Annotated in this window: 11 protein-coding genes; 9 read left to right on the top strand and 2 right to left on the bottom strand. The window is 61.8% G+C overall.

Translation table 11 applies throughout. The annotated features are described in order from the left end of the window. Positions 1–152: 152 nt before the first annotated feature. On the top strand, positions 153–2,870 hold the full coding sequence (gene mutS / locus GM608_RS03125) for a DNA mismatch repair protein MutS (protein WP_333644985.1): 2,718 nt from the start codon (positions 153–155) through the stop codon (positions 2,868–2,870). Then, complete coding sequence (locus GM608_RS03120) at positions 2,860–5,736, top strand: [protein-PII] uridylyltransferase (RefSeq protein ID WP_333644984.1); 2,877 nt, start codon at positions 2,860–2,862, stop codon at positions 5,734–5,736. The genes mutS and GM608_RS03120 overlap by 11 nt, the downstream gene beginning before the upstream one ends. 46 nt (positions 5,737–5,782) lie before the next feature. Here GM608_RS03120 and GM608_RS03115 read toward each other — a convergent pair whose 3' ends face one another. Then, positions 5,783–8,044, bottom strand: a complete 2,262-nt coding sequence (locus GM608_RS03115) for a TonB-dependent receptor (protein ID WP_333644983.1) — start codon at positions 8,042–8,044, stop codon at positions 5,783–5,785. Positions 8,045–8,248: 204 nt separating this feature from the next. On the opposite strand from GM608_RS03115, the gene GM608_RS03110 reads away from it, so the two are divergent. The 7 genes from GM608_RS03110 (at position 8,249) to GM608_RS03080 (ending at position 16,241) form a co-directional block, all read left to right on the top strand. Continuing rightward, positions 8,249–9,703, top strand: a complete 1,455-nt coding sequence (locus tag GM608_RS03110; protein WP_333644982.1) for a PepSY-associated TM helix domain-containing protein — start codon at positions 8,249–8,251, stop codon at positions 9,701–9,703. Beyond that, complete coding sequence (locus GM608_RS03105) at positions 9,700–10,020, top strand: hypothetical protein (RefSeq protein ID WP_333644981.1); 321 nt, start codon at positions 9,700–9,702, stop codon at positions 10,018–10,020. Before GM608_RS03110 ends, GM608_RS03105 begins: the two co-directional genes overlap by 4 nt. Continuing rightward, entirely contained in the window at positions 10,017–11,054 is a 1,038-nt protein-coding gene (locus GM608_RS03100; RefSeq protein WP_192848060.1) for a hypothetical protein, read from the top strand. Before GM608_RS03105 ends, GM608_RS03100 begins: the two co-directional genes overlap by 4 nt. A 26-nt stretch (positions 11,055–11,080) precedes the next feature. Then, on the top strand, positions 11,081–12,478 hold the full coding sequence (gene thrC, locus GM608_RS03095) for a threonine synthase (RefSeq protein WP_043560577.1): 1,398 nt from the start codon (positions 11,081–11,083) through the stop codon (positions 12,476–12,478). Between the two features lie 163 nt (positions 12,479–12,641). Further along, entirely contained in the window at positions 12,642–13,910 is a 1,269-nt protein-coding gene (locus GM608_RS03090) for a pitrilysin family protein (RefSeq protein ID WP_248630417.1), read from the top strand. After that, positions 13,907–15,256, top strand: a complete 1,350-nt coding sequence (locus tag GM608_RS03085) for a TldD/PmbA family protein (RefSeq protein WP_192848058.1) — start codon at positions 13,907–13,909, stop codon at positions 15,254–15,256. Before GM608_RS03090 ends, GM608_RS03085 begins: the two co-directional genes overlap by 4 nt. Before the next feature lie 7 nt (positions 15,257–15,263). Further along, the gene (locus GM608_RS03080) at positions 15,264–16,241 is read left to right on the top strand and encodes a TIM44-like domain-containing protein (RefSeq protein WP_043560579.1); all 978 of its coding nucleotides are present in this window, start codon (positions 15,264–15,266) and stop codon (positions 16,239–16,241) included. Positions 16,242–16,476: 235 nt separating this feature from the next. Here GM608_RS03080 and GM608_RS03075 read toward each other — a convergent pair whose 3' ends face one another. Further along, on the bottom strand, positions 16,477–17,442 hold the full coding sequence (locus tag GM608_RS03075; protein WP_249079441.1) for a heme o synthase: 966 nt from the start codon (positions 17,440–17,442) through the stop codon (positions 16,477–16,479). Between the last annotated feature and the right edge of the window lie 4 nt (positions 17,443–17,446).

Genomic DNA, 17,446 nt, shown 5'->3' with positions numbered 1-17,446 from the left:
CAAGGGAAACCACTCTACCCTGCCCTGCCATCATGACTCTGGCCTTCCCCTCACCATTTCATGATAATAAGAAGCATCGCATCTCAACTTAACCTTCCATTAATCTTCATGGGCTGCCCAGCCACGACAAAGCGGTGAGGTCTTTTTTCTGCATGGTCGACCAGAAACCATCCGTCCCTCCCATTCCCCCGCAGGTAACGGGGAAGGTCACGCCGACCATGGAGCAGTGGTTCACCCTGAAAAAGCAGGAACCTGATGCCCTGCTCTTCTTCCGCATGGGAGACTTCTACGAGCTTTTCTTTGGCGATGCCCATGCGGCCGCCCTTGCGCTGGACATCACCCTCACCCACCGGGGAACTCATGATGAGGAACCCATCCCCATGTGTGGCGTGCCCGTGGGCACGGCGCAGGTCTACCTCTCCCGGCTCATCCGCCGGGGCTTCCGGGTAGCCGTGGCCGAACAGACGGAAATCCCCCGCAAGGGCCAGAAAGGCCCGCTCCGCCGGGAGATCGTCCGTGTCATCACGCCCGGTACCCTGACGGAAGATGAGCTGCTGGAAGCCGGACGGGCCAACACGCTGCTGGCCATCGTCGCCCCGGACAGACGCCGCAGGCACTGCCTCGGTGCGGCCTGGATCGACATTTCCACCGGTACGCTGGAACTGCTCCGGCTGGAGGCAGACACCCTGGCCGAGCTGCTGGCCCGCCTCTCCCCCTCGGAAATTCTCTCCGACCCGGCCCTGATCCCGGCGGACCATGCCGGAATCATCACCCCCTCCACGGCCGCCCCCAGCCGGGAGGCCGCAGAACGCACCGTGACAGACGCCTATCAGGTCGCCCAGATGGATGCGCTGGGGGATTTCCGGGATGAACAGATCATCGCCTGTGCCATGCTGCTGGACTATGTCCGCCGCAGCCAGGCGGGCAGGCTCCCCCGGCTGGCCCCTCCCATCGACCACGGGCTGGACAGCATCATGGGGCTGGACCCGGCCACCCGCAGCAGTCTCGACATTCTCCAGTCCCGGGATGGCGGCAGCAGGCACACGCTCTTCACCAGTGTCAATCAGACAGCCACAGCGGCCGGTACCCGCCTTTTGTCCCACTGGGTCAGCACCCCCAGCACGGACCTCACCCTCATCACGCAACGGCAGGAGGGCTGGAACTGGCTTCACCAGCATCCCCAGCCCACGGGAACATTGCGGGACATCCTCCGGCAGGCTCCCGATTCCGCCCGTGCCTTGGGGCGCATCTCCAGCGGCCGTCCCCTGCCACGGGACCTTGCCGCCATCCGGGACACGCTCCGGGCAGCGGATCAGATCACCGGGATACTCGGCGGACTGACAGAAACCGGCATGCCCGAGCGCATCCGCCATGTCGGAGCCAGCCTGTACGGGCGGGCCGACGCCCTGCTGGAACGGCTTGAGGCCGCCCTCAACACCGAGCTGCCCGTCAAGATCGAAGATGGCGGGGTCATCGCTCCCGGCTTTGATGCCGAGCTGGACCGCCAGCGGGACCTGCGGGACAACAGCCGCCGCCTGATCGCCCAGCTGCAGGTCCGCCTGTCGGAAGACTATGAGATTTCCAGCCTGCGCATCCGCCATCACAACCAGCTCGGCTACGTCATCGAGGTTCCTGCGGCGGCAGGCCGGAAGCTGCGCCAGCATGAGGGGCTGAGCCTGCGGCAGGGCACGGCGAGTCTCGCCCGCTTCTCCAATGAGGAACTCTCCTCGCTCAACCAGGCCATTCTGGAAGCGTCGGAAAAAGCCGACGAGCTGGAACGTCACCTTTTTGCCGACCTGGCCCAGCACTGCCTCAACACCCCTGCCCTTGATGATGTCGGCCGTGCCCTGGCCGAGCTGGATGCGCTGATCTCCTGCGCCCGCATCATGGACCGTGGCACATGGTGCCGCCCCACCATGACGGACGGGCAGGACTTCACGCTCCGTTCCTGCCGTCACCCCGTGGTGGAAGCCGCCCTGCACGATCAGGCCGCCCATGACACGGCCTTCATCGCCAATGACTGCACCCTGCCACCGGAAAAACACGCCATCCTGCTGACAGGCCCCAACATGGCCGGGAAATCGACCTTCCTGCGCCAGAACGCCCTGGCCGTCATTCTGGCACAGGCCGGGCTGCCCGTCCCGGCACAGGAGGCAACGATCGGCATCGTGGACCGGCTCTTCTCCCGTGTGGGGGCGGCCGACGATCTGGCCCGTGGGCGTTCCACCTTCATGGTGGAAATGACGGAGACCGCCGCCATCCTCAATCAGGCGGGGCCACGCTCCCTTGTCGTGGTGGATGAGATCGGGCGGGGCACCTCGACGCTGGATGGCCTCTCCATCGCCTGGGCCACGCTGGAGGCCCTGCACTCCCAGCTGCGCTGCCGCACCATCTTCGCCACGCACTTTCATGAGCTCGGTGCCCTGCTGGAAACCCTCCCCCGGCTGGCCGCCTGCACCATGGCCGTGCGGGAATGGAAGGGGCATGTCGTCTTCCAGCACGAGGTCCGGCCCGGGCTGGCCCAGAAAAGCTGGGGCCTGCATGTGGCAAAGCTGGCGGGCATTCCAGCTTCCGTCCTCCAGCGGGCACGGGTCCTGCTGGCACGCCTCGAGGGCGAACGGGGACAGACCCGCCAGCCTGCCAGCCTGCCCCTGTTTGAACAGGCCGCCATGGAAACCCCTCCACCGGATGCCCCCCTGCCCACTGGCCATACCTCCACCGACGGACTGGCCACCCTCCATGCCCTGCGTGACGAACTGGCAGGGCTGGACCCGGACTCCCTCTCCCCCCGGGAGGCCCATTCAGCCCTCTATCAGCTGAAAAGCCTGATGGATGGCCTTGCCAAAAAGGATGTTGCGGATGCAGAATGACGCAACGGGTACCCTGCAAAACCTGCCAGAGCCTGCCGCCAACAAGAGAGCTGTCATGTCTGCTCCCCTCACCTCCACCCCTCCATCACACATGAGCCAGGCCTGGCAGCCCGTCGTGCCCCGCCAGGAAGCTCTGGAACAGCTGAGAACAGAACTCGGCCTGCAACGGGAGCGTATCCGCCAGCAGTTTGAAAAACGGGAAACGAGCGGTGTGGAAACAGCCCGCAACCTCGCCCTGCTGATGGACCATGTCATTGCAGAACTGGCCCGCCATGCCGGGCTGCCCTCTGCCCCACAGGAAGATGGAACAGGTGAGGCCTTCTGCCTCTGTGCCACGGGCGGACATGGTGCGGGACTGCTGGCTCCCTTCAGTGATGTGGACCTGCTCTTCCTGACCGAGGCCCCTCCCTCTGCGAACCTCATCAAAGCCATCGAGTACATCCTCTATACACTGTGGGACCTAGGGCTGCGGGTCGGCCATGCCACACGCACCATCGACAGTGCCATGGAGATGGCCAGAACAGACCAGACCTCCTGCACGACCCTGCTGGACATACGCCCTCTCCACGGACAGAAATCACTCGTCCTGGCTCTCCAGGAAAAGCTGGAAGCCTATCTGAAAGGCCCTGCACTGGAGCGCTTCGTCCTCCAGGCCATCACCCAGCGGGAGGAGCGGCACCAGAGGTTTGGTGATACACCCTATCTGGTCGAGCCACACATCAAGGAAGGCAAAGGCGGGCTGCGGGACCTTCAGGTCCTGAACTGGATTGGCTATGCCGTGCTGGGAAATGGTCTTTCAATAAAATCCAACCTCCAGCGTGCCCAGGGGCTGGCCCCGGCCTGTACCCTGCTCGGCCTGCTGACACAACGGGAAATATCCCGTACCCGCAGCCTCTGGAACTTCCTCTGGACGGTGCGGCTCAACCTTCATTACATCACCGGCCGGAATGAAGAACGTCTGACATTTGATGTCCAGCCCATTATCGGGGCCAGGATGCGCTATGGCAATCATGGTCATCAGCGAGGGGTGGAGCGCTTCATGCGCCACCATTTCCTCATGGCCCGGGCCGTGATGCGGCTGACCCATGTCTTCCAGCCTGCCATCCTTCTGCACCTGCGCAACCAGCTCCAGCAGCGCCCCCCGCGGGTGGAACCGGGGCCAGACGGATTCCAGCGCATTGATGGCTGCCTCAGTTTCCCCAACCCGCTAGCCCTTGTCCGGGAACCTGTGACCGTCCTGCGTTTTCTGGACTGTGCACGCCGCCATCAACTGGCTCTGCACCCTGCTGCCATACAGCATATCATCCGTTTTGAACGGCACAGCGCCTTCCTCCGCCATGATGATGAGGCCTCCGCCCTCTTCATCAGGCTGCTCTGCGAACCGGCTGCTGAACTTCCGACACCAGGCACAGCTACTGTACCGGAGCAATATCCCGAGCAGTGGCAGGACCGCCTCTTCTGGCTGCCACTGCTCAACGAGACGGGCATCCTCTCCCATCTCCTGCCTGGCTGGTCCCGCATCCTCGGTCGGACGCAGTTTGATGGCTATCACATCCATACCGTGGATGCCCATACGATCGAAGCCATCCGTATCCTGCGGATGATTGAGCAGAACCGCATGGCAGACGAGCTGCCGCTGGCCTACAGGCTGGCCCGTACCATGACACAACGGCCCCTGCTCTATCTTGCCACGCTGATGCATGACATCGGCAAGGGCCGGGGCGGCAACCACTCCGAGATCGGGGCCGAAATCGCCACACATATCTGCCAGCAGCTTGGTCTCTCCGCCAGCGACACAGATACGGTCTCATGGCTGGTGCTCCACCACCTGCTGCTGTCCCGCACGGCTTTCAGCCGGGACATTGATGACCCCCAGACCATTCTGGACCTCGCTGACACCATCCAGTCCCCCAAGCGGCTGCGGATGCTGCTCCTGCTCAGCATTGCCGACATCCGGGCCGTTGGCCCACGGGCATGGAACGCATGGAAGGCCACCCTGCTGGGCCGCCTCTATGCCCGCATAGCCGATGTGCTGGAAGGCGGCCTGCAGGCCCGGGAAGATGATGAACGGGTGGAACACAACAAGGCCTTCGTCCGGCAGGAGCTGATGGACAAAGACATGGCCCCCGCAGACATCGCCTCCTTCATGAAGCTTGGCAGCCCCGGCTACTGGCTGAGCTTCGACCCGCAGAGCCATGTCCGCCATGCCGGATTGATCAGCCAACACCGTGAGGACGGGCGTGACAACGCCATCATCATGGACATCGTCCCCCTCCCAAGCCGGGGAATCACGGAGCTGACCGTCTTCTGCAAGGACAAGCCGGGCCTCTTCTCCCGCATCACGGGGGCACTGGCCCTCTGCGGGGCCACCATCGCCGATGCCCGCATCCATACGCTCCACAATGGCATGGTGCTGGACACATTCTGGTTCCAGACCCCCCACGGCGAGGCTTTTCTGGAGCCGGAACATGTAGAACGCCTGCGTGAGACAATCACGCAGGTCATGGAAGGGGATGTCAATCTGGACGAGACGCTCAGTGCCGCCAGCTTCCCCCTCGTCCGGCGGCTGGAAGCCCTTCCCATTCCCTCCCGTGTTCTCATCGACAATGATGCGTCAGAAAATCACAGCATCGTCGAGGTCAACGGGCGGGACAGACCGGCCCTGCTGTACAACATCACCGCCACGCTCAGCCGCCTGAAGCTGCACATTTCTTCCGCCCATATCATGACCTACGGGCTGCGGGCCGTGGACGTATTCTATGTGACGAATGCGGAGGGTCACAAGCTGGCAACGCCAGAGCAGGAAGAGGCCCTTCAGACAGCCCTGCTGGAAACGCTCCGCCACACGGAGGCGGACATCTCCTGACGGGAACAGGGCCGTGCCTGCATGGCATGGCCCCGTCCGGTTCGACTCACATGTCGGTCGAGAAAGACGCCTTGAAGGTCCGTGGCAGCCCCTGGGTCAGATAACCGTTCACGCTGCTAAACGCCGTGTAGGATGAAGCCCAGTAATGGCTGTTGGTGAGATTTTCCACACCAAAACGGAAGGTCATCGGGCGTTTCGGTGTCATCATGAAGGTGTAGCGGGCACCGAGATCGTAGGTCGTCCAGTTCGGAATCCGCAGGGAATTCTGGACATTGACCCACTGATGGCCCGTATGGGTGACACGCCCCGTCAGGGTCAGTCCCTTCACGAAAGGAATATCATACTCCAGATTCCCGTTGATCGTATAACCGGGAATGCCGACAGCCCTGTTGCCGACATAGTCCCCCTTGACCTGCTTGGCCTGGATGAGGGCACTGCCCCCGTTGAAGCGCAGCCCGTGAATGATCTCGCCATTGACGTTCAGCTCGATGCCCTGATTGCGCTGCCTGCCACTGGCCTTGAATATCTGTTCCGTCCCATAATCCTCGACCAGCCCTGTCGGCCGGTCCAACCGGTAAAAGGCCAGGGACGCACTGAAACGGCCAATGTCATATTTCCCGCCAACTTCATACTGGACGGTCCGTGTGGGTGACAGGAACTGCTGCGCATTGACCAGATTGGGATAGAGGGAACTCCGTGCCGGGGCCTGAAGCCCCTGGTTCAGCCCCTCCACCCGGTTGAAATAGAGAGAAGCATGGCGGGCCACATGCACCACCAGCCCAACCACAGGCGTGATGGCATCCCGGGAATAATGGGTCGGCGTGTACTGGTAGCTGTTCTGGAGAATGTGCTGGTACCGGAAGCCTCCCGTCAGGGCGATGCGGTCATGCCAGAAAGACATCGTATCCGAGAAGAACAGGCTGTAAAGCTGCGTCTTCGTGGCTGGCGTTGCCGAAACATGATGGACCGACGCCGGCTTGGCCTGGACCCCGGGGGCATACAGGCTCGTATCGCCGACCATTCCGCCCGCATAGCCCGTGGAGGCCTCCGACCACAGGGCCGACCCACCGGCATTGACCTCATGCTTCAGGAAACCTGTCCTGAAATGCGCCCGCACGCCACCCCGGGTGCTTTCATTGGTCTGCTGGTAGGGGACGTAGGACCCGTATCCGAAGCCGGTGCCCTTCAGCCCGTCCGAGACATAGACCGTATCGTAATTGCCTTCCTCATGGCCTGTCATGCCCCCGAACGTGCCATAGAGCATGACATGGCTGTTCAGGTCATGCTCGACATTGAGCAGCCCGAACACATAGTGCATGTCCTCATAGCTCCAGCCCTGGCTCCAGTTGCGCCCCGGTCTCGTGGGTCTGGGAATGGCCGTCAGACCGGAATTCAGCACCACGGACCCCCGCCCCTGCTGGACGTTCTGGTTCTGGTAATTGATGTCGAGGCTGATCCGGGTGTCGTCATTGTGCCAGTCCGTATCCAGGCCCAGCGCAACGGAATGACGCCGCTCACCAGAAATGGAGGTCTGGCCGTCCATGCCCGCCGCATTGAAACGGATGCCGAACTGGTCATTCCTGCCAAAGCGACGCCCCACATCCAGACTGCCGCCTCCCTGACCCCTGCTGGTATAGTCGCCCGTCAGACGGGCAAGCGGTTCGCTCCCCGCATGTTTGAACTGGAGGTTGATGTTGCCACCGACCGACGTTCCCCCCGGAGCGGCCCCGTTGATGAAGGCACTCGCCCCATTCAGCACCTGCACCGAATCATAGAGCTGGGGAGAAATCAGCTGGCGGGGGCTGATTCCATACAGGCCGTTGATGGCCACATCATCCCCATAAACCGGCATCCCCCGGATGATGAACGTCTCCGAGAAATTGCCAAAACCATAGGTCGTCCGCACGGACGGGTCGTTCTGAAGCACCTGCCCCAGTGTCTGGGACTGCTGGTTCAGGATCATGCTGGACGTATAGCTGCGCAGGTTGAAGGGCAGGTCCAGCCCCTTCTTGTTGCCCAGCACGCCGGCCTGCCCGCCCAGCTTCACCTCCATCTGCTCCCGCCGCCGTGCCTTGACGAGGATGGTTTCCACCGGGGGTGCGTCCGCCTGCTGGCGGTCCTTTCCGACGCTCTTCTTCCTGATGTCAGCCTTGCCGTCCGGCTGGCCGGGCCGGGCCATCTGGCCCTTTGCCGTCTGTTCTCTGCCCTCATCTCCGGCAGCCCAGACGGGATGCCCCGTCAGCATGCTGCCTGCCAGAAGGCACCAGAGAGTGACGGTTCTGCGGGAAAAACGGAAAGGAATAACCATGCGTGCCCATCCTGAACTGTGAAACTGAATGAGTGCCGCTTTATATGTTAACGATAATTATTCTCAACTTTTTTCATAAAAAAACCTTTTTCCTCTTACCGTTTTTTACACCCCTGTCATTTTTGCGTCCTGCCCCATTTACAGAACTGCCAAAACCTCGTAATAAATGAGAATCATTCTCATTTATGCCGTGTTGCGTCCATCATGTCTCCAAGGCTCCGCACCGCACTACGCCTTTTCCATCGCTGGATCGGCTTCCCGGCTGGCCTTTTCCTGTTCGTTCTCTGCTTCACCGGCTCGCTGGCCTGTTTTTCTCCGGAAATACAGGGCTGGATGCAGCCCCGCACCGCCCTCCACAGTCCCCTGCCCGCCATGACACGCACCGGCCTACTGGAGGCCGGACAGAATCTGAAGACACAGCTCGACACGGGCATCTTCGCTTTCCTGAAACTTCCCTCTCCACGGGACCCCGTTTTCCGCCTCTGGCACTATGATGGGCGCATCTTCCTCGGCCCGGCCCTTGCGCCTGACACGGGCCTGCCGCTGACAGACCATGACGTCACCGGCGGCACGTTTTTCGTGACCCTCCATGCCAGCCTTCACCTGCCCAGCCCATGGGGGCAGATACTGACAACCACCGTAGGCATCGGTCTGCTCGTGACACTGTTGACCGGCCTGTGGCTCCAGCTGCGCCGCTTCCTGCCGGACCTGCTGCTTTTCCGCCCCCGGGCTGCCTCCCAACGCCGCTGGCTGGACCTGCACCTGCTGTGCGGCACGCTGAGCCTGCCCGTCCTGTTCATCATCGGCCTGTCCGGCGTGGTCCTGCAGTCCCAGAAACTCATCCACATGATGAACCCGCCCCATCACCCCGCAGGCCATGCCAGTCGCCATCAGGCCCACACAGCCATACCACCGTTCCTGTCTCCCGCCATCATCAGCAGCCTGACCGAAAACGGCCTGCGGCAGTGGGGCACGGTAGCAGATGGATTCTTCATGCAGACCGGCAGGGAAATCGGCCTTTATGGCCCTGACACCCTGCATTTCTGCCTCCAGAGGCAGGCCCTGACACCTTCCCACCCCACCCTGCCGCCCCGATCCGTTTGCCCGACCGTACACAGCTTCTTCGTGGGACTGCACAACCTGCGCTGGGCCGGACTGGCAACACGCTGGTTCTACTGCTTCAGCGGTCTGATGGGCTGCATCATCATCGGGTCCGGCCTGGTCCTCTTCCTGCAGTCGGAAAGGAACAGCATCACCCATCACCCTGTTTCCTCCACAATCCGGCAGCGCCTCCAGCGCAGTCATGAGGCCGTCACCATCGCCACCACACTGGGGCTGCCCCTGGCCACGCTGGCCCTGTTCTGGAGCACACGCCTCCCCACGCCGTTTTCCCTGTCGCCCATTCTCTGGGAAAAAAGTGTTTTCTTCGGTCTCTGGAGCCTCTCACTGCTCCATGCCTTCATCATCAGACCGGCAACCTGCCAGCAGCTCGCCCTTGTGGCTGTTATGGGCACTGGCACTACAGGACTCGACCTGCTGACTCGCCCTTTTCATACGGGGCGACCTCTCCTCTTCGGCGCCGTGGACCTTCTGGCAGCCTGCCTTGGACTGGCTGCCCTGTCCGTTCTTCTGCATCTTTTCCGAAAGCAGGCGGCATGATCATCCTGTTCCTCATGGGCCTCTGGGCTGCTGTCTGGCTGCTCCATCTCAACAGACTGCCCACCTACAGGCGACAGAATCCCTGCCATCTTCCCCCTGCCGGAACGCTACAGACGCTTCTCCGCCTGACCCTGCCTGCCGCCGGCCTGACCGGAGCCTACCTTCTGGAAGGACTGGACGGACTGTTCCTCTGGGCCTTCACAGCTCCAGCCACGGGCTTTCTGCTCGGCCTGACCCTCCCCCATCTGCCACACTCACCAGCTCCCAAAGGCCGGAACTTGCAAAACCATCGGGGAACACCCAGATACCTGCCATGAAAATACGTCTGTCCTCACTGCTGACCTCAGCCCTTATCATGTCGGCCGCCGTTCTGGGGCTCAGCCCCGCTGCCAGAGCAGACCGCCCCTGGCAGGACGCCCATGTGCAGGCCCGGATTGTTGGCGAACATGAGCTGAGCCTGCCGCTGGCCCCCTCGCTGAATTCCCTTCCCGATGGGTCCCCCTTCGCCTTGGGTATGACGGGCAAGATCTATCGTCTGGACCCCGTGGACAGCCGCCTCACTCTCCTGATGGACGAGTTGCCCGCCATCACGGCCCTGACGGCGACATCCCAGGGCCTCTGGGCCGTAACACAGGCGCCCACGCCCGCACTGCTCAATATCGCACCGGATACAGGGGTCATCCTCAACCATATCGGCTTCAGCAATGCCCTGGCCGTTGGCAGCCACATTTCGGCCCTTCAGGTCACGGACAGCAAGGCTTTTCTGGTCGATGACGGCGTTCCGGCTTTCGTCATCATCGACCTCAGGAGCGGTCATGCAGAGCGTCTGCTGGAAGGCGCCCCCTCCCTCAGCAGCCATGCCCCTCTCATCCGGCATGGCCAGCCCGTCACGACGGCACAGGGGCAGCCCAAAACGGGGGGCAACGTGCGCTTCCTTCTACTGGACCACGGCAAAAACTGGCTATTTTATCAGACCCCGACAGGACCACTTTACCGAATCGGAACTGACATTCTGACCGATTCCAGCCTTGGCCCGGCGGAACGGATAGAAGCCATGACAAACTGGCGCCGTACCCCCAGCCTTGGCGGCATGACCATCAGCCGGGATGACACGATCTACATGATCGACATCGAACATGGAGACCTGCTCGCCTTTGGTGCCGACCGCCTGCCCTGGCGCCTGCTTCATGATGAGAAACTCTATGATGCCCAGGCCGTCACACTGCTCAAAGGTCGCTCAGGCGTGCCGGGACGGCTGGCTGTCCTGACCGGTTCCGCCATGCCGGAAAACGGCACGAATCCGGCCCCAATAACCAATCACCAGCATCTTCTGGAAATTACCCTGCCCTGATGGCGTTTCGGTGATATAGTGAGGGCATGCGTTATCGATCTACCCGCGGCACACTGGATGCCGCTGCCCCCGACTTTTCCGATATTCTGCTCAGCGGTCTGGCTGGTGATGGCGGGCTCTACATGCCCGATCACTGGCCGCATATCCCCCGCGAGACCCTGACAGGCTGGCGCACCCTCTCCTATGCCGACCTTGCGGCAGAGGTCATCGGCCTGTTCACCGAGGGCAGCATAGACCGTGACACACTCCGTACCATGGCGCACGACGTCTACGGACAATTCGACCACGCCGCCGTAGCACCGCTGGTGGAAGTGGAGGATGGTCTCTTTTCGCTGGAGCTGTTCCACGGCCCGACGCTCGCCTTCAAGGACATGGCCATGCAGATGCTTGGCCGCCTCTTCGAACATGTACTGAAACAGCGCAACCACCATGTGACCATTGTCGGTGCCACATCGGGCGATACAGGATCCGCCGCCATCGAGGCCTTCCGTGGCCGGGAACATGTGTCCATCGTCATTCTCCATCCCCATGGCCGGACGTCGGAAGTCCAGCGCCGCCAGATGACCACAGTGCTGGAGGACAACGTCCTCAACATCGCCGTGGAAGGCGACTTTGATGACTGTCAGGACATGGTCAAAGCCATGTTCGCCGATGAATCCTTCCGTACGGACTGCGCCCTCTCCGCCGTCAACTCCATCAACTGGGCCCGCATTGCAGCCCAGATTCCCTATTATGTCCGCTCCGCCCTCGCTCTTGGTGGGCCGGACCGCCCGGTTTCCTTCGCCGTGCCAACCGGCAACTTCGGCAACATCCTGGCCGCCTGGGTGGCCAGCCAGATGGGGCTGCCTGTCGATCATCTCTGTGTCGGCTCCAACCGGAACGACATCCTGACCCGCTTCCTTCTGAACAACGACATGACGAAGCGGCAGGTGGAGCCGAGCCTCTCCCCCTCCATGGACATTCAGGTTTCGTCCAACTTCGAGCGTCTGCTGTTCGAGATGCTGGGCCGTGATCCCAACCGCTGCCGTGCCATCATGGAAGAATTCCGGCAGACGGGCTGCATGGCCGTGCCACATGACGCCTGGGAGCAGATCCGGGAAACTTTCCACGGCGTTGCCCTGAGTGACGAGCAGACGACCGCCACGATGAAGGCACTTTACGCTGAAAGCCATTATCTGGCAGACCCTCACTCCGCCATCGGCTTGGCAGCGGGGCGGCGCTTCCGTGAAGCAGGCGTGCCGATGGTGGCCGCCGCCACGGCCCACCCGGCCAAGTTCCCCGATGCCGTAAAGAAAGCAACCGGCATCCATCCGGAGTTGCCGCCGCATCTGGCAGACCTCTTCTCCCGCAAGGAACGTTATGAGGTTCTTCCCAACGACCTCGAAAAGGTCAAAGCGGCTGTCCGGGCGCATCGCGGACGCTGAGTCCTGCGCTGGCTGCTACACATGGGCAAAAGGGGATGGCCCTGTCAGGCTGTCCCCTTTTCCGTCTGCCCCGTGAAAAACGGGGGGACTGGAAAAAGACTCCCGGCACCCCATATTGCAAACACTTTCCGCTTCTTCTCACATCATGGACACGCAGAACTGCATGAGCGAACAGATCAGACGTACGACTCTTGAAAATGGCCTCAACATCGTGACGGAACGGATGGAGCGTGTCGAAACCGTCTCGTTCGGAGCCTATGTGGCTGCTGGCACCCGCCATGAAAGCGAAGCCACCAATGGAGCAGCCCATTTTCTCGAGCATATGGCCTTCAAAGGAACAGGGCGTCGTTCTGCCATCCGCATTGCCGAGGAAATCGAAAATGTGGGCGGTTATCTCAACGCCTACACGGCCAGGGAGAATACAGCCTATTACGTCAAGCTGCTGAAGGATGATCTGCCCCTTGGCGTGGACCTCATCGGCGACATCCTCACCCACAGCACCTTTCTGCCAGAAGAAGTGGAGCGGGAACGTGGTGTCATCCTTCAGGAAATCGGTCAGGCGAATGATACGCCTGATGACATCGTCTTTGACCATTTCCAGGAATGTGCCTACCCCGATCAGCCCATGGGCCGCCCCATCCTTGGCACGGAAGATGGCATCGCCAGCATGAGCCGGGAGACGCTCATGGCCTACATGCATGAGCATTACAGCACGCAGAACATGGTCATCGCCGCAGCGGGCAATCTCCACCATGATGAGGTTGTCGACCTCGTCCGTACCCATTTTGCCGACCTGCCCACGCACACGCCACCACAGGCCGTACCGGGCCGGTATGTCGGCGGGATAAAGCAGACGGACCGCAAGCTGGACCAGGTCCACCTCCTGCTGGGTTTCCCCGCCCCCGGCTATCGGGAAAAAGGCTATTACAGTGCCATGATCCTCTCCACCCTGCTGGGAGGTGGCATGTCGTCCCGTCTGTTCCAGGAAATCCGGGAGCGGCGCGGGCTCGTCTACAGCGTCTACACCTTTGCCAGCCCCTTTGCGGACAGCGGCATGTTCGGCCTCTATGCCGGGACCGGGCCAGACAAGACGGACGAACTGATTCCTGCCGCCCTGACTGAGCTCAGCACCCTCCAGAAGGGAATCAGCAAGGAAGAACTGGACCGTGCCCGCACGCAGCTCAAGGCCTCGCTGCTCATGTCGCTGGAGAGCACAGGCAGCCGCTGTGCCCAGATCGCCCGCCAGATCCAGGTCCATGACCGCATCATTTCCACCAGCGACATGATCCGCAAGATTGATGCCGTAACGGAAGAAGACGTCCTGGCCATGGCCCGGACCATCTTCAACGGGGCTCCGACGCTGACCACCATGGGACCAGCCCGCAACATCCCCGGGCCAGATGCCATCCACGCCGCACTGAAATCCGCATGACCGATCTGCTCCCCCATCTTGAGGCCGCCCTGAAGTTTGCCCGCCAGCACGGTGCCGACCATGCCGATGCGGTCATGCTCCGTGGCCGGAGCCGCTCCGCCATGATCCGGCAGGGTCAGGCGGAAGGCCTCCGCCATGCGGAGAGCCTGTCCCTCGGGCTGCGTGTCTTCCATCAGGGCCGTGTGGCCACGGTCTCCGGCAATGACGTAACGCCGGAAGCCCTCTCACAGCTTGCAGAACGGGCCTGTGCCATGGCCAGGGTCGTTCCTCCATCCCCTGATGACGGTCTGGCAGACGAACCGCTCATGCCTGTTCCTGCCAGCACGATTGCAAAGCTCGACCTGTTCGACCCCTCTGGCACGCCGGATACGCCGGCCCTGCTGGACAGAGCCCGTGAGATGGAAGACGCAGCCCTCTCACATGCAGGCATCACCAACAGCAGTGGTGCCTCAACCAGCACGACCCTTCAGGACATCGCCCTGGCCACCAGTGCCGGCTTTGCCGGCCAGTATCAGCGCAGCGGCCACAGCTGTGGCGTCAGCGTCCTGGCGGGAACAGGAACAGGGATGCAACGGGATTATGCCCTGCACAGTGCCGTGCATCAGGCCGACCTAGAAAATCCTGCCCGGCTGGGCCATGAGGCGGCCCGCCGTGCCCTTGCCCGGCTGAACCCTACCCGCCCCAGAACGGGCCTCTATCCGGTCCTGTTCGATCCCCGCGTGTCCGGCTCCCTGCTAGGGCATCTCGCTGGGGCGATCAATGGATCCGCCATCGTGCAGGGGACTTCCTTCCTCAAGGACAGGCTGGATGAAGCGGTATTTGGGTCTGGCGTCACCATCACCGATGACCCGACCCTGCCCCGTCTTGCCGGTTCCCGCCCCTTTGATGGTGAGGGCACGGCCTGCCTGCCGCTGGACCTTGTGAAAGACGGGCAGCTTCGCCACTGGCTGCTGGACAGCCGCTGTGCCCGCAGGCTGGGTCTGCCTGCCAGCAATGGCCGGGCCAACCGGACCGGCGGGGGCAATGTCCACCCCGGTCCGTCCAACCTGTTCCTTCATGCGGGCACCCACTCCCCTGAAGAACTGAGACGTGATATCAGGGAGGGTGTGCTCATCACCGAACTGATGGGCAACGCCATCAACATGCTGACAGGCGATTACAGCCGGGGCGGTTCAGGCTTCATGATCCGCAATGGCGAGATTGCCGAGCCTGTATCAGGCATCACGGTGGCAGGTAATCTGCTTGACATGTTTGCGCGGCTCATCCCCGCCAATGACCTCAACCTGATGACGGGCCATCACGCCCCAACCATCCGTATTGACCAGATGAGTCTTGCTGGAGACTGACCAGATTATGCGTATTCGTCTTTTCCCCCTAGCAGCGGCAGCCCTGTGCCTGCCACTCTTTGCCCTTGCTCCGGCTGCCGATGCCAGAGCTGGCATGGGGTCTTCCCTGGGCAGCCGGGGCTCCCGCACCTATAGCCCCCCGCCCCGCACCAGCCTCACCCCCAACTGGACCCGGCCCATGGACCGCAGCATGACGCCCCGCACGCCGTCCTATGCCTCTCCGGCACCGGAGAGCGGCTTCAGTCGGCCAAACTTCGGCAACAGCATGCGACCACCCTTTGCCATGCGGCACCCCTTTCTGACCGGGCTGGCTGGTGGCTTCCTTGGGGCCGGGCTGTTCGGAATGCTGAGCGGGCATGGCTTCTTCAGCGGTTTCAGCGGAGGCGGCGGGTCCTTCTTCGGCTTCCTCATTCAGGTGCTGGTCGTTGCCTTCATCATCAATTTCCTCATCAAACTCTGGCGGAAACGGTCTTCCAACAACACCATGTCCAGCAATGCAGGTGGCTCTGGCCTGTTTGGTGCAGCCGGTGGCGCTTCCTCCCCCTTCACCAGCCAGCCGCAGCAGGCTCCTTCGCAGGGCGTGACCCTGACGCCTGATGATTACAGCACCTTCCAGCAGTTGCTGATAAACGTACAGGCTGCCTGGAGCGCACAGGACATGATGTCCCTCCAGCGCATGGCGACGCCTGAAATGGTCAGTTACTTCAACAACCAGCTTTCCGAGCTGACAAGCCGTGGTGCCCGCAACATCGTCTCTGATATCCAGTTCCTGCGGGGTGACCTTGCCGAAGCCTGGCGGGAAGGCACAATCACCTACGCCACCGTGGCCCTGCAATATTCCGCCATTGATGTCACGACCGACAGCATGGGCAATGTTCTGGACGGCAGCAAAACCGAACGCCAGACCATCACGGAACTCTGGACCTTCCTCCGTGCCGATGGCCGGGGCAACTGGATCCTCTCCGCCATCCAGCAGGCCGGGTGACCACTCCCCTGGGCGAGAGGCAGCCACCCTGCCTCTCAGCCGCCCTCACCTGAATGAAAAAACCCCGCTTGCCCGAACCTTTCATGGACAGGCAGGCGGGGTTTTTCTTTCCCATCTACGAGAAGACGTTACAGTCGGTACAAAGCCACCACGAACAGGGCCAGCGTGAAAAAGGAAAGCCCGAGAACGATGCCGAAGAGACGGCCCTGGCGGCGGGAAGGAGTGTTATGATCGCTCATGCCAGAAGAACCCTGTCAATCAGAAGGCCACAGAAGAGGAAGAACAGATAGGCCAGTGAATAGCGAAACGCATGACGGGCCGGTTTATCTTTCGTCAGGCTGTTCCCCTTCTCATCCTGTCTGTCGAACAGGACCCGCAGGCCGTAATAGATGAAACCGAGGTCCAGCAGGCTGGCACAGACCGTGTAGAACCAGCCACACTGCCCTGCCACGCTCGGCACGAGAGACACGGCCCCCAGAATGAAAGTGTAGATGACGATCTGCCAGCGTGTATGGCGTGCGCCCTTCACGACCGGCAGCATGGGGATGCCCGCACTCTCGTAATCCTTGCACGCATAAAGGGAGAGCGACCAGAAATGCGGAGGCGTCCACAGAAAGACGATGGCGAACATCACCACCGGCAGCACGTCCAGCGATCCCATCGTCGCTGCCCAACCGATCATGGGGGGAAAAGCTCCGGCTGCACCGCCAATCACGATGTTCTGCGGCGTGCTGCGCTTGAGCCACATGGTGTAGATCACACCATAAAAAAAGATGGAAAAAGCCAGAATCCCTGCCGCCAGCAGGTTGGTCGCCAACCAGAGCAGCACAACGGAGGCTACCGACAGCACAACCGCATAAACCAACGCACTCGTCGGTTCGACCCGCCCTCCGGGAACAGGACGAACGCGGGTTCGCTTCATGATCGCATCAATGTCACGATCATACCACATGTTGATGGCACCCGCCGCACCGGCCCCGATGCAGATGCAGGCAATGATAACCAGCCCGACAGGTACGGACGGCCATTTCGGCGCTACGGCCATGCCCGCCAACCCGGTGAAGACCACAAGTGAAATCACCCGTGGTTTGAGCAGCGCCACCCAATCTTGCAGAGCCGTATCACCAGCATGTCCCTCGACACGCAGCGCCCCCAGAAAACGGGCCAGTGGAGAGGCCGAAAGACCGGATGATGCCTGCATGGAA

The organism is Bombella sp. ESL0380, assembly GCF_009725805.1.
Classification (GTDB): domain Bacteria; phylum Pseudomonadota; class Alphaproteobacteria; order Acetobacterales; family Acetobacteraceae; genus Bombella; species Bombella apis.
This window is presented reverse-complemented; position numbering and strand designations above follow the sequence as displayed.